Source organism: Paraburkholderia caledonica NBRC 102488 (assembly GCF_000685095.1).
GTDB classification, from domain to species: domain Bacteria; phylum Pseudomonadota; class Gammaproteobacteria; order Burkholderiales; family Burkholderiaceae; genus Paraburkholderia; species Paraburkholderia caledonica.
Map to the genome: position 1 here is coordinate 129,143 of NZ_BAYE01000004.1, position 12,759 is coordinate 141,901.

Here is a 12,759-nt window from a genome sequence, read left to right on the forward strand (position 1 = left end):
TTTTCGGTCTCCGCCTTCGCTTTATCCGTCGCGCGTGCGCAGCAAGCCGCGCGGCCCTTTGCTCTCGCTGACATCCTGATGAATATCGTTACGCTCAAACCGTCGAAAGAAAAATCGCTACTGCGCCGCCATCCGTGGGTTTATGCGAACGCGATCGACCGGATCGACGGCAATCCCGCGCCCGGCGCAACCGTGCTGGTGCGCGCGCACGACGGCCGGTTTCTCGCGCGCGCCGCGTACAGCCCGCACTCGCAGATCCGCGCCCGCGTGTGGAGCTTCGACGAAAGCGAGCCGATCGATCATGCGTTCTTCAAGCGCCGGGTGCAGCGAGCGCTGGCGCACCGTCGAACGATGGTTCACGACACCGGCGCAGTGCGGCTCATTTTCGGCGAAGCGGACGGCCTGCCGGGACTGATCGTCGATCACTACGTCGCCGAAGACGAAGGCCAGCGCAGCCAGCTCGTGTGCCAGTTCATGGCGGCCGGCGTGGAGGCGTGGAAGGAGGCGATCGTTGCGGCGCTGGTCGACGCGACCGGCTGTCCGAATGTCTACGAGCGTTCGGACGTGTCGATTCGTCAGAAGGAAGGGCTCGAACAGACGACCGGAGTACTGGCGGGCGAGCCTCCGTCGGACACGCTGATCGCGAGCGAGAACGGCGTGCGCTATCACGTCGACGTGCGCAATGGCCATAAAACCGGTTTTTACGTCGATCAGCGCGACAATCGCCTGCTCGTGCAGCAGCTCGCGCAGGATCGCGACGTCTTGAACTGCTTCTGCTACACCGGCGGTTTTTCGCTGGCGGCGCTGAAAGGCGGCGCGAAGCGCGTGGTCTCGATCGATTCGTCCGGCGAAGCGTTGGCGCTCGCCCAGCAGAACGTGGCGGCGAACGGCTTCGACGCCGAACGCGCGACCTGGCTCGACGCCGACGCGTTCAAAACGCTGCGCCGCCTCCACGACGAAGGCGAGCGCTTCGATCTGATCGTGCTCGATCCGCCGAAATTCGCGCCTTCGCGTGAACACGTGGACCGCGCGTCGCGCGCTTACAAGGACATCAACCTGACCGGCCTCAAACTGCTGCGCCCGGGCGGCCTGCTGTTCACCTATTCGTGCTCCGGCGCGATCGATTCCGAGTTGTTCCAGAAGATCGTGTCGAGCGCCGCCGCCGATGCACGCGTCGACGCGCGCATCCTCAAGCGCCTCGGCGCCGGGGTGGATCATCCGTTGCTCACAGCATTCCCGGAAGGTGAATACCTGAAAGGCCTGCTGTTGCAAATCGCCTGATCGCCTATAGATTCAAGGTTATTTCGCGCTGGGGCGTGCGCGGCGACGGCTTCTCAATCCCGCCTGCCAGCGCCGGCTTGACAGATATGTTTCAATAACCGGTTAGACGGGCCGCGCGCCGCGAGGCTGCCGCGCCCGCTATGCATACGCATCGTTTTACGACCATATAGGCGAACAACATGATCCCAGTCACTATCCTGACCGGCTTTCTCGGCAGCGGCAAAACCACCCTGCTCAAGCGCATCCTGAATGAAAAGCACGGCATGAAGATCGCCGTGATCGAGAACGAGTTCGGCGAAGAAAACATCGACAACGAAATTCTCGTGCAGGACACGAGCGAGCAGATCATCCAGATGAGCAACGGCTGCATCTGCTGCACGATCCGCGGCGACCTGTCACGGGTGCTCAGCGACCTGGCCGCGCAGAAGCAGTCGGGCAAGCTGGATTTCGATCGCGTGGTCATCGAAACGACCGGCCTCGCAAATCCCGGCCCCGTTGCGCAGACTTTCTTCATGGACGATCAGATCGCCAGCGAATTCCTGCTCGACGCGATCATCACGCTGGTCGACGCCAAGCACGCGAACCATCAGCTGGACGAGCATGAAGTCGTGCAACGTCAGGTCGGTTTCGCCGACCGCCTGTTCATCACCAAGGCCGATCTCGTCGACGAGCAGCACCTGGCCGATCTGCGCCACCGTCTGCTGCACATGAATCCGAAGGCGGCGATCAAGGTCGTGAATTTCGGCGAAGCGGACATCAAGGAAATCTTCGACCTGCGCGGTTTCAACCTGAATTCGAAGCTCGAGATCGATCCAGACTTCCTCGTTGAAGACGAACACGCGCATAGCCATGCGCACGCGCACGACGAGCACGGCCACACGCACGCTCATGGTGACGATCATGCGAACTGCGATCACGACCATGGCCATTGCGATCACGAAGGCCATGATCACGCGCACCATCATCACGCGCATCACGACGACAAAATCAAGTCGTTCGTGTACCGCAACGACCGTCCGTTCGATCCGAACAAGCTGGAAGACTTCCTCGGCGGCATTCTGCAGATTTACGGCGAACGGCTGCTGCGCTACAAGGGCGTGCTGTACATGAAGGGCGTGGATCGTAAAGTCGTCTTCCAGGGCGTGCATCAGATGATGGGCAGCGATCTCGCGGCGAAATGGCAGCCGGTCGAGAAGAAGACCAACAAGATGGTGTTTATCGGTATCGAATTGCCGCAAGACCTGATTACAGACGGTTTGGACGCCTGTCTTGCCTGAACGACGTTTTCGGCATTCAGGCAATAGTCAGCAGAAAAAAACACGGCGCGGCGGCGCAATCGCCGCCGTGAAATGTGCGCTGGCGCACACGTGTGAAAAGCGCGTGAAAACCCTGCTGTATTAATGCGTGCACGACCATCGCTTTTTGACCGTTCGCGCGTTATATTTTCGGGATACCGGTGCGCCGCAGAGGGATTTCCACCAGTTGCGGTGCCGGATTGTGATTCAGTTACAATACGTGCCCACTGGAGAATGAGAACGATTTGCCCGGTCAGTGCGCAGTCAGTGAATAGTGCGCGCCGGGCCTGAAGCGGCGCCGGAAAATCTAATCCGGGGAACACGCCGACAGTGCCCGCCGCCGCAGCCTGACAAGGTTGGTGCCCGGGAGCAATACCTCAGGAGCATTTGAGAATCGGTTTCCAGAGGAGTTCGGCCCCGCATTGGCGTTACGACGCCCGAGTTGGGCGAGAGACGCTCCGGCGTCACGACAGCCCATCGTCCGTGCCCGCCCTGCGCTCCGCGTCCCAGGCGCCTTGCGGGCAATACGAAAGTGCGGGCACTATGCAGAGTTTTGCCTCACATTGAAGAAGTAAGCCAGATGACGACGAAACGACTCTTGACCGAAGCCGAAATCCTGAAGATGAGCGACAAGGATTACATGAATGAGGATCAGCTCGCTTTCTTCAAGAACAAGCTCGAACAGCTGCAGGCGGACATTCTCCGCAATGCCGGCCAGACGACCGAGAACTTGCGCGAGACCGTGATCGTGCCGGACCCGGCCGACCGCGCAACGATCGAGGAAGAGCACGCTCTCGAACTGCGCACGCGCGACCGCGAGCGCAAGCTGCTGAAGAAGGTGCAGCAGTCGATCGCGCGCATCGACTCTGGCGACTACGGCTGGTGCGAAGAAACCGGTGAGCCGATCGGCATTCCGCGTTTGCTCGCGCGGCCCACGGCCACGCTGTCGCTCGAGGCGCAGGAGCGCCGCGAACTGCGCCAGAAGCTGTTCGGCGACTGAACGCCGGCGGCGCGGCTTCGGCGCCGCGCCAACAAACGCTGCTTCGTCGAGAGGCGCACGGTGATCCGTGCGCCTTTTTTCTTTTGCGCGCGAATAACGCACATAACGCGGGCACGTCATCCTGCGAACTCACGTTTTTTGTCTTATGCCGTTTGCCGGCTCTTGATATGACAGCGCAAGCCCTAAAATAAACCGGACATGCGCTGTACGAGCGCGCCGACGGCCAGCACTACAGGCGTCGCGCGCCGTCCGCTTCCAAGATTCATGCGGTGGCGCATCCCGCCGCCGCGTCCTACCCGCTTTGCAAAGAGGAACGCATATGGAGCAATTTCACGGCACGACGATCGTCTCCGTGCGCCGCGGCGACAAGGTCGCGCTCGGCGGCGACGGCCAGGTGACGCTCGGCAACATCGTCATGAAGGGCGGTGCGAAGAAGGTCCGGCGCATTTATAACGGCAAGGTGCTGGTTGGCTTCGCAGGCGGCACTGCCGACGCATTTTCGCTGCTCGACCGCTTCGAAGCGAAGCTCGAAAAGCATCAGGGCAACCTCACGCGAGCCGCAGTGGAGCTTGCGAAAGACTGGCGCACGGACCGCATGTTGCGTCGTCTCGAAGCCATGCTGATTGCGGCGGACGCAACCACCACGCTCGTCATCACCGGTAACGGCGACGTGCTGGATCCCGAAGGTGGCATTTGCGCGATCGGTTCGGGCGGCGCATATGCGCAAGCCGCCGCGAAAGCCCTCGCCGACAATACCGAGTTGTCGCCTCGCGAGATCGTGGAAAAGTCGCTGGAGATTGCCGGCGACATGTGCATCTACACGAACCATAACCGCGTCATCGAGACGATCGAGTAAGGACCCACGATGAGCACCATGACCCCTGCCGAGATCGTCTCGGAACTCGACAAACATATCATCGGCCAAGGCCGCGCGAAAAAAGCGGTGGCCGTAGCGCTGCGCAACCGTTGGCGCCGTCAGCAGGTAGAAGACCCGCTGCGTCAGGAAATCACGCCGAAAAACATCCTGATGATCGGGCCGACCGGCGTCGGCAAGACCGAGATTGCGCGGCGGCTGGCCAAGCTCGCGGACGCGCCGTTCATCAAGATCGAAGCCACCAAATTCACCGAAGTGGGCTACGTAGGCCGCGACGTCGACAGCATCGTGCGCGATCTGATCGAGATATCGGTCAAGCAGACTCGCGAATCGGAAATGCGCAAAGTGCGAACGAAGGCTGAAGATCAGGCCGAAGACCGCATTCTCGACATCCTTCTGCCGAGCGCGCGTCCAGTCGGCTTCGGCTCCAGTTCGAGTGCCACCGATACTGCCGACGAAGGCGGCACCACGCGTCAGACGTTCCGCAAGCGTCTGCGCGAAGGACTGCTCGACGACAAGGAGATCGAACTCGACGTCGAACAGCCGCAAGTCGGCATGGACATCATGGGGCCGCCGGGAATGGAAGACATGACCGAGCAGATCCGTTCGATGTTTGCCAACATCGGCGGCGGCAAGAAAACACGCCGCAAGATGAAGGTAAAGGAAGCGCTGAAGGTTCTCACCGACGAAGAAGCCGGCAAGATGCTGAACGACGAAGAGGTGAAAACCAAAGCGGTTCAGAACGTCGAGCAGAACGGCATCGTGTTCCTCGACGAAATCGACAAGATCGCGTCGCGCAACGAGGCAGGCGGCGGCGAAGTGTCCCGTCAAGGCGTGCAGCGCGATTTGCTGCCGCTCGTGGAAGGCACCACCATCAACACCAAGTACGGCATGGTGAAGACGGATCACATTCTGTTCATTGCGAGCGGCGCGTTCCATCTCGCGAAGCCGAGCGATCTGATTCCCGAACTGCAAGGTCGCTTTCCGATCCGCGTCGAACTGGATTCGTTGTCTGTGAAGGACTTCGAGTCGATCCTGGTGTCGACGGACGCGAGCCTCGTCAAGCAATACCAGGCATTGCTCGCAACAGAAGACGTGCATCTTGAATTCGCCGACGACGGCATTCGCCGCCTCGCCGAAATCGCTTATTCGGTGAACGAAAAGACCGAGAATATCGGCGCGCGCCGTCTATATACGGTTATCGAAAAGCTGCTCGAAGAAGTGTCGTTTTCCGCCGGCAATCACTCCGGCCACACGGTGCAGATCGACGCAGCGTATGTGGATCGCGCGCTGAACGAAGTTGCCGAAGACGAAGACCTGTCGCGTTACGTGCTGTGACGTAATGACCTAGTCACATGAAGCGTTGAACGAACGCAAAAAACGGGCTGCCTGTAAAAAGGCAGCCCGTTTTCTTTTGCACAATGTCAGCAATAGATCCGCGCTTACTGCTTGACTGGCCGCTTCGCGAGTTTGCGCTGCAACGTCCGCCGATGCATGTTCAAAGCGCGCGCGGTGGCCGAGATATTGCCGCCATGCTCGGCGAGCACGCGTTGAATATGCTCCCACTCGAGCCGTGCGACAGACAATGGCGTGGGATGCTCGATCGCCTCTTCCGCCTGCAACGCGCTGGCCTCGCTTTGCAGCGCCGACAGAATAGTTTCGACGTTGGCAGGCTTGGCCAGATAGTTGTCCGCACCGTCTTTCACCGCTTGCACCGCGGTGGCGATGCTTGCATAGCCGGTCAGCACCAGCATGCGAGCGTCGGGCTGCAAATCGCGTAGCGGCGCAACGAGCGTGAGGCCGGAGTCGTTGCCAAGGTGCAGGTCCACCGTAATCTGGCTGAATTTTTGCTGGTTTGCCAGCTTGATCGCTTCGTCCGCGTTGTGCGCTTCGCTCACGGTGTACCCGCGACGCGTCAGGCCACGTGCGAGGATGCCGGAGAACACCTCGTCGTCGTCGATCACAAGAAAATTCATTTCGCTCATGCCTGTTTCTCCGTGTTGGATGGTGCGGCGCCTTGACGGCCCGTGCCGGATATTTTTCGCTCGGTGAGCGGCAACCGCAAAACCGCGCGCGTGCCACGCGGCTTGATCGAGCTGACGTCGGTCAATTCGATCGAGCCTTTGAGGCGCGCGGCCGCCGAAAACGCCAGATACAAGCCGACGCCGTGGCCGCCTTGCGTGCTCTCGACCGGCACCGCGCCGAGCGAGCCGCGCAGCGCGGCTGGAATGCCGGGGCCGGCGTCGCATACTTCGAATTCGACCTGATCACCGCGCGCCGTCAATGCGCACGACAACGTGACGTGATCGCGGCTCGCACGCGCGGCGTTGTCGAGCAAAATCGTCAGAATCTGGCTGACGGCAACCGTGTCGTCGAGACTGACGTCGGCGGGCGGCGTGCCGATCCGCTCGAACTTCACATGCGGATGACGCAAGCGCCACTGCTCGGCAAACGACTCAAGCCACTCGTCGACGAGCTGACGGTTGGTCGCGGTCGTTGCGCGGCTGCGCAACCTGGCAAGCGCTGACGTGCACAAACCCATTTGTTGTTCGAGCAATTCGAGATCGGCCTTGTACGGCGCGAGCCCTTTATCGGTTCGCGCCGCGTCGCGCAGTTCTTCGGACAGCATCGCAATTGTAGACAGAGGCGTGCCGATTTCGTGAGCGACGGTAGCAGCCTGCACGCCAAGCGCGACCGCGCGTTCGTCGTGAAGCAAGCGCTGCTGCGCTTCTCCGAGCGCTGCGTCACGTAGCCGCAGGGCTCGCGACATGCGCGCGACGAACCATGCAATCAGACCGACGCTCACCATGAAGTTGACCCACATGCCTGCGCGATAATAGTCGAACAGGTTCGCGGGATTGTCGAGATTCAACGGCACCGAGTCGAAGCCGAGCACCGCGTAACAGGCCACGGCGAATGCGGCGAGCCAGGCCATCAGTTGCCACGGCAGAACGGCCGCGGCGATGGCGAGCGACGGCAGGTACAGCGAAACAAACGGATTCGTCGTGCCGCCGGATAAAAACAGCAACGCGGACAACGCGCCGAGATCGACCCAGATCTGACCGAACAGCTCCATGTTCGACTCGGGCCGCTGCTGGGCGACGCGCCACCACGTGAGTCCGTTGAAGAGCACCTCGAGCGAAATGACCAGCAGCATGGCCGGCAACGGCAAATGCACGCCGATAAATATCTGCACGAACGCGATTGTCAGTAACTGACCGATGATCGCGAGGCTGCGCAGCCAGAACAAATGGCCCAGATTGACCCGACCCGTGTTGGTTATACGATGCATGACTTCAGTTTACCCTTTGGGACGGTTCTGAATCATCTCGCTGCTGCACGGCGATATCATAGGTTTCCTTGTTAGCGCGCGGAGCCGGTCGTTCGGCAGCCAATTATCCATGGTCACCTCTGACATGTCGTCAGCTTTCCTTAACTTCATGCGGCAAGCCGCCGCAGCCCGGCAGAACGGCGATGCGGAATCCGAAACGCAATGGCTCGACGCGGCGGCGCAACGCCACTCTCTCGATAACGCGTCGCTCGCCTCGCTCATCCACGCTTTGATCGAGCAGCAACGCCACGGCGATGCAATCGAACTGGCCGCCATTATTGCGAAACTCGAAGCGAGCAACGCCGACGCGCATTTTCGTCTCGGCTACGCGTTGCAAATGGCGAACCGTCACGCCGAAGCGATCGCTCCATATCGCCGCGCGCTCGCACTCAACCCCTCATTGCCGTCGCTCCGCTGCAATCTCGCCGGCGCGCTTGCGCTCACTCACGGCGAGCTGAGCGAACAGATCGAGCTTCTCGAAGATACGCTCCGGGATCAACCTGACGATGGAAACAGCTGGACCAATCTGTCGGACGCTTATCGCAACAACATGGATGTAACTCGCGCGCTTGAAGCAGGCGCGCGCGCCGTCAAGTGCGCACCGCTTAGTCCCCTCGCCCACAACAACTATGCGCTGGCACTACGTGAAGCGCAACGCTGGGCCGAGGCGGCAGAAGCCTCGCAAACCGCTTGCGCGCTCGCGCCCACTGACGCCAGCATGCGTTCGAACCTCGCGATGCTGCAACTCATGAGCGGCGATTATGCGAACGGCTGGCAGTCGCATGAAGCGCGCTGGAGCGGTTCGTCCGAACTCCGCGGCAATCGTCCTGCGCTGCCCGCGCCTATTTGGCGCGGCGAGCCGCTCGCCGGCAAAACGCTGCTGTTGTGGGGCGAGCAAGGCATGGGCGATGTGTTGCAGTTCAGCCGCTACATTCCGATGCTGGCCGAGCATGTGCATCGCGAAGGCGGCCGCCTCGCATGGAATTCGTTCCCGCAAATGGGCGCCTTGCTCGCCCGCAGTCTCGGCGGGCATGTCGACCACTACTCGGCGGGCGGTGGCGTCGAATCGCTGCCGCCTTTCGACTTCGAAATTCCATTGATGAGCCTGCCGTTGATCTTCGCCACGCGCGAGGCGACCATTCCCGCAATCACGCCCTACCTGTATGCGGACCCCGCTGCCGTGCAGCGCTGGCAGCAACGGCTCGCCGGCGAGTCGAGGCTAAGGGTAGGACTCACATGGACCGGCAGCCATGGTCATCAGCGCAATCCGTTCCGCCGGGTAGGCTGGGAACGCTATGCGAAGCACTTCGGCGGCATTCAGAACGTAGCGTTCTATTCGCTGCAACCCGATGCAGCTGCCGATGTCGGCGCCGCAAACGCGGCAGGCCTTCCACTCGCCGACTACACCGCCGAATTTTCGACCTTCGACGACACAGCCGCCTTTGTCGGCGGGCTCGATCTTGTTATCAGCGTTTGCACGTCGACTGCGCATCTGAGCGGCGCGCTCGGACAGCGCACCTGGGTGCTGCTCGACGTCAATCCGCATTGGGTCTGGCTGACCGGTCGCCGCGACAGTCCGTGGTATCCCGGCGCAACGCTGTACCGGCAGGAAAACTTCGGCAACTGGGACCCGGCGCTTGAGGCGGTGGCCCGCGACCTCGAAGCGCTCGCTGCCCGGCACCGCGCGGCCTGACGGGCCACTGAAGCCAGCCGCGGCTTCGCCCACAGCCCGGCGACGGTTGCGGCGGCTGTCACGGCAGATTGGCGCCAGGCTCGGCTTGGGCCGCTCTCGCAATCTCCGCAACGAGACATTCCGGGCAAAGGCAACGGCCGGCCGGGTCCAGCCGGTCGCGCGGCAGTGCGGGCATTTCGCGGCACCAGCAGTCGAAAGGCTCTGCATGCATCGCGCAGTCGAACGCGTTACCGCAGCGCGGGCAACGCGCGCTGCCTTGCGGGCGGGAAGCAGATGGTTTCATGGCAGGCAGATGGCCTCGCGAAGCATCGACGAGGCAATAATGCCACGGCCGGCGTCCTGCCGTGAGTCGTCCATTCGGCTAGTTCACAGGTGTGCGCGAGGCGCGGTACGCTTGGTCGTCGGCGGGCGCTGCAAACACCGCTCGCGCCGCGCGCAAACACCGGCTGCGTGCCCCGAGCGCGCGTGTCGAAAACCCTGTTGCAGCGCGCCAGTCCTGTACAATTCGCCGTGTTTTAACTGTTCCGTGCCCGAGCCTGCCGCCATGTCCGAGCTTCCCGACCTTTCGCAGATTGCGCCCACCCTGAAGGCCGAAATCCTGGCCGAGGCGCTGCCTTACATTCGCCAATATCACGGTAAGACCGTGGTCATCAAATACGGCGGCAACGCCATGACGGAGGAGCGGCTGAAGCAGGGGTTCGCGCGCGACGTCATTTTGCTGAAGCTGGTTGGCATCAATCCGGTCATCGTGCACGGCGGCGGTCCGCAAATCGACCAGGCGCTGAAGAAAGTCGGCAAGCAGGGCACGTTCATTCAAGGCATGCGCGTCACCGACGAAGAGACGATGGAAGTCGTCGAATGGGTGCTCGGCGGCGAAGTGCAGCAGGACATCGTCACGCTGATCAACCACTTCGGCGGTCACGCGGTTGGTCTGACCGGCAAGGACGGCGGCCTGATCCACGCGCGCAAGATGCTGATGCCCGACCGTGACAATCCCGGTCAGTACGTCGACATTGGCCAGGTGGGCGAAGTCGAAGCCATCAACCCCGCGGTTGTGAAGGCGCTGCAGGACGACGCATTCATTCCGGTAATCTCGCCAATCGGTTTCGGCGAAGACGGCCTGTCGTACAACATCAACGCCGACCTCGTCGCTGGCAAACTGGCGGTCGTGCTGAACGCCGAGAAGCTCGTGATGATGACGAACATCCCTGGCGTGATGGACAAGGAAGGCAATCTGCTCACCGACCTGTCAGCGCGCGAAATCGACGGCCTGTTTGCCGACGGCACGATCTCCGGCGGCATGCTGCCGAAAATCTCGTCGGCGCTGGACGCGGCCAAGAGCGGCGTGCGCTCGGTGCATATTATCGACGGGCGTATCGAGCATTCGGTGCTGCTGGAAATCCTCACCGAGCAGCCGTTTGGCACAATGATCCGCTCGCATTGATTGCTGTCCCCCGCCCGGCACATAAGGCACGCCAAACCGGCGAGCCTTATGTGCACTGCGGCAACAACGCGGCAACGTATGGCCGCCGCGCGCAACGATTGCTCCGGCCTGAACGGCTCTCCTGACCATGCGCACTCCAACTTCCCGACGCCGCCGTCCGCACATCGCAGGCGGCCGTCCGGTCTGGCTGTTCGATCTCGACAACACGCTGCACCACGCGTCGCACGCCATCTTTCCTGCAATCAATCAGGCGATGACGCAGTACATCATCGACGCGCTACAGGTGGAGCTCGACGAAGCCAACCGTCTGCGCACCGGCTACACCGAGCGCTACGGCGCTGCGTTGCTGGGTCTGACGCGCCATCATCCACTCGACGCAAGCGACTTCCTGAAGGTCGTGCACACGTTCCCGGATCTCGGCTCTATGATCCGTCACGAGCGCGGCGTCGCGCGTCTCGTCGCGGCGCTGCCCGGCCGCAAGATCGTGCTGACCAATGCGCCCGAAGCGTACGCGCGCGCGGTGCTGGCGCAACTTCGCATCGAGCGTCTGTTCGAGCAGGTGATCGCCATCGAGCACATGCGCGACCGGCGCCGCTGGCGCGCAAAACCCGACCACGCGATGTTGCGCAAGGCCATGCGCGACGCTCATGTGTCGCTGAAAGACGTGATCCTCGTCGAAGACACGCGTTCGCACCTGAAGAACTACCGGCGCCTCGGCATCCGCACGGTGTGGATCACCGGCCATCTGCCGCGTAAGCCCCACGCGGACGGCGTGCCCACCCGGCTGCCTGGTACAGGCCGGCCGCACTATGTCGATCGCAGCATTCGTTCGTTAAAATCGCTACGACTGAGCACCCGCTCGGTTCGAGTGAAGCGCCAGCAGACGGGACGACAGCCATGCAGCCGATCGACAAGCCTGACGAAGCCCTAGCCGAACACGAACCCGCCGTGCCCGCTGCACCGCGCGGGCAGCGCCTGAAGCCGGGCGAGCGCCGCGTGCATATTCTCCAGACGCTCGCTTCCATGCTTGAAGCGCCGAAGAGCGAAAAAATCACCACGGCTGCGCTTGCGGCACGGCTCGGCGTGTCCGAAGCCGCGCTCTATCGGCACTTTGCCAGCAAGGCGCAAATGTTCGAAGGGCTAATCGAGTTCATCGAACAGACCATCTTCGGTTTGATCAATCAGATTGTCGACAGGGAAGAAAGCGGTGTGCTGCAGGCGCGCGCCATCGCATTGATGCTGCTGAATTTCTCCGCGAAAAATCCTGGCATGACCCGGGTACTCACATGCGAGGCGCTGGTCGGCGAACATGAGCGGCTGACCGTGCGCGTCAATCAGATGCTCGAGCGCGTGGAAGCTTCGTTGAAGCAATGTCTGCGCTTAGCGGCAACGAACGCCGATGCATTCGCTCAAGACGCGCCGTCGCCGGTGCCCGTTCCGGCCGACTACGATCCGGCCGTGAGGGCAAGCCTGCTGCTCAGCTATATCATCGGCCGCTGGCATAGGTTCGTTCGCAGCGGCTTCGTGCGTATGCCGGCCGCTGACGCGGACTCCCAATTGCGAGTGATCCTTCAGTAGTCCGCTGGAGAAGGCGCGCCACGGGGTGTCAGACGCTGCCGCGCGAGATTTTCCGCTATACTTTGCGCCTGATCGCGGCCCTGATTGTCTCCGGAAATCGCTTCCCGGCTTCTAATGCCGCGCTTCGGAACACGTCTGAATACGTGTGTGAATTCCTGTTGTAAAAGCCTAGTACGCGCCGATTTGCTGACTCGATTGCGGGCGCGCGAACCAGTGGAAGATTTCCGCGGTTCACTATAAATGCGGCTAAAGAGGTCGTCAGC

At 61.7% G+C, this 12,759-nt stretch carries 12 protein-coding genes; 9 read left to right on the top strand and 3 right to left on the bottom strand.

All coding sequences use genetic code 11. The features are described 5' to 3' along the window. The first annotated feature begins 78 nt into the window (after nt 1-78). The 5 genes from BCA01S_RS10090 (at nt 79) to hslU (ending at nt 5,788) form a co-directional block, all read left to right on the top strand. Nucleotides 79-1,281 (top strand): class I SAM-dependent rRNA methyltransferase, encoded by a 1,203-nt coding sequence (locus BCA01S_RS10090; protein ID WP_027776796.1) that lies wholly within the window; start codon nt 79-81, stop codon nt 1,279-1,281. Between the two features lie 179 nt (nt 1,282-1,460). Further along, complete coding sequence (locus BCA01S_RS10095; RefSeq protein ID WP_020067242.1) at nt 1,461-2,558, top strand: CobW family GTP-binding protein; 1,098 nt, start codon at nt 1,461-1,463, stop codon at nt 2,556-2,558. Nucleotides 2,559-3,156: 598 nt separating this feature from the next. Next, nucleotides 3,157-3,576 carry an RNA polymerase-binding protein DksA gene (gene dksA, locus BCA01S_RS10105; protein WP_012431412.1) on the top strand — a complete coding sequence of 140 codons (420 nt, stop codon included), beginning with the start codon at nt 3,157-3,159 and terminating at the stop codon, nt 3,574-3,576. A gap of 319 nt (nt 3,577-3,895) precedes the next feature. Beyond that, entirely contained in the window at nt 3,896-4,432 is a 537-nt protein-coding gene (gene hslV, locus BCA01S_RS10110) for an ATP-dependent protease subunit HslV (protein WP_006050517.1), read from the top strand. 9 nt (nt 4,433-4,441) lie between these two features. Continuing rightward, nucleotides 4,442-5,788: an ATP-dependent protease ATPase subunit HslU gene (gene hslU / locus BCA01S_RS10115; protein ID WP_020067244.1), complete on the top strand. Its 1,347-nt coding sequence runs from the start codon at nt 4,442-4,444 to the stop codon at nt 5,786-5,788. Between the two features lie 104 nt (nt 5,789-5,892). Here the strand turns inward: hslU and BCA01S_RS10120 are convergent, their stop codons facing one another. Together BCA01S_RS10120 and BCA01S_RS10125 are read right to left on the bottom strand one after the other, a co-directional pair. Next, nucleotides 5,893-6,435, bottom strand: a complete 543-nt coding sequence (locus BCA01S_RS10120; RefSeq protein ID WP_007179684.1) for a response regulator transcription factor — start codon at nt 6,433-6,435, stop codon at nt 5,893-5,895. Continuing rightward, complete coding sequence (locus BCA01S_RS10125) at nt 6,432-7,742, bottom strand: ATP-binding protein (protein ID WP_027776797.1); 1,311 nt, start codon at nt 7,740-7,742, stop codon at nt 6,432-6,434. Before BCA01S_RS10125 ends, BCA01S_RS10120 begins: the two co-directional genes overlap by 4 nt. 109 nt (nt 7,743-7,851) lie before the next feature. Between BCA01S_RS10125 and BCA01S_RS10130 the strand changes: the two genes are divergently transcribed. Beyond that, complete coding sequence (locus BCA01S_RS10130; protein ID WP_027776798.1) at nt 7,852-9,474, top strand: tetratricopeptide repeat protein; 1,623 nt, start codon at nt 7,852-7,854, stop codon at nt 9,472-9,474. Between the two features lie 58 nt (nt 9,475-9,532). On the opposite strand, the gene BCA01S_RS37030 is transcribed toward BCA01S_RS10130, so the two are convergent. Continuing rightward, complete coding sequence (locus BCA01S_RS37030; protein WP_084166848.1) at nt 9,533-9,757, bottom strand: cysteine-rich CWC family protein; 225 nt, start codon at nt 9,755-9,757, stop codon at nt 9,533-9,535. A gap of 261 nt (nt 9,758-10,018) precedes the next feature. On the opposite strand from BCA01S_RS37030, the gene argB reads away from it, so the two are divergent. From argB to slmA, 3 genes are all read left to right on the top strand, one after another. Next, entirely contained in the window at nt 10,019-10,918 is a 900-nt protein-coding gene (gene argB, locus BCA01S_RS10135) for an acetylglutamate kinase (RefSeq protein WP_013337747.1), read from the top strand. Nucleotides 10,919-11,045: 127 nt separating this feature from the next. Then, the gene (locus BCA01S_RS10140) at nt 11,046-11,849 is read left to right on the top strand and encodes a pyrimidine 5'-nucleotidase (protein ID WP_027776799.1); all 804 of its coding nucleotides are present in this window, start codon (nt 11,046-11,048) and stop codon (nt 11,847-11,849) included. Next, nucleotides 11,816-12,496 (top strand): nucleoid occlusion factor SlmA, encoded by a 681-nt coding sequence (gene slmA / locus BCA01S_RS10145; protein WP_027776800.1) that lies wholly within the window; start codon nt 11,816-11,818, stop codon nt 12,494-12,496. Before BCA01S_RS10140 ends, slmA begins: the two co-directional genes overlap by 34 nt. Nucleotides 12,497-12,759 lie beyond the last annotated feature (263 nt).

Coding starts and splice junctions, on each gene's coding strand:
- BCA01S_RS10090 (WP_027776796.1), top strand. CDS start 79: ATGAATATCGTTACGCTCAAACCGTCGAAAGAAAAATCGCTACTGCGC.
- BCA01S_RS10095 (WP_020067242.1), top strand. CDS start 1,461: ATGATCCCAGTCACTATCCTGACCGGCTTTCTCGGCAGCGGCAAAACC.
- dksA (WP_012431412.1), top strand. CDS start 3,157: ATGACGACGAAACGACTCTTGACCGAAGCCGAAATCCTGAAGATGAGC.
- hslV (WP_006050517.1), top strand. CDS start 3,896: ATGGAGCAATTTCACGGCACGACGATCGTCTCCGTGCGCCGCGGCGAC.
- hslU (WP_020067244.1), top strand. CDS start 4,442: ATGAGCACCATGACCCCTGCCGAGATCGTCTCGGAACTCGACAAACAT.
- BCA01S_RS10120 (WP_007179684.1), bottom strand. CDS start 6,435: ATGAGCGAAATGAATTTTCTTGTGATCGACGACGACGAGGTGTTCTCC.
- BCA01S_RS10125 (WP_027776797.1), bottom strand. CDS start 7,742: ATGCATCGTATAACCAACACGGGTCGGGTCAATCTGGGCCATTTGTTC.
- BCA01S_RS10130 (WP_027776798.1), top strand. CDS start 7,852: ATGGTCACCTCTGACATGTCGTCAGCTTTCCTTAACTTCATGCGGCAA.
- BCA01S_RS37030 (WP_084166848.1), bottom strand. CDS start 9,757: ATGAAACCATCTGCTTCCCGCCCGCAAGGCAGCGCGCGTTGCCCGCGC.
- argB (WP_013337747.1), top strand. CDS start 10,019: ATGTCCGAGCTTCCCGACCTTTCGCAGATTGCGCCCACCCTGAAGGCC.
- BCA01S_RS10140 (WP_027776799.1), top strand. CDS start 11,046: ATGCGCACTCCAACTTCCCGACGCCGCCGTCCGCACATCGCAGGCGGC.
- slmA (WP_027776800.1), top strand. CDS start 11,816: ATGCAGCCGATCGACAAGCCTGACGAAGCCCTAGCCGAACACGAACCC.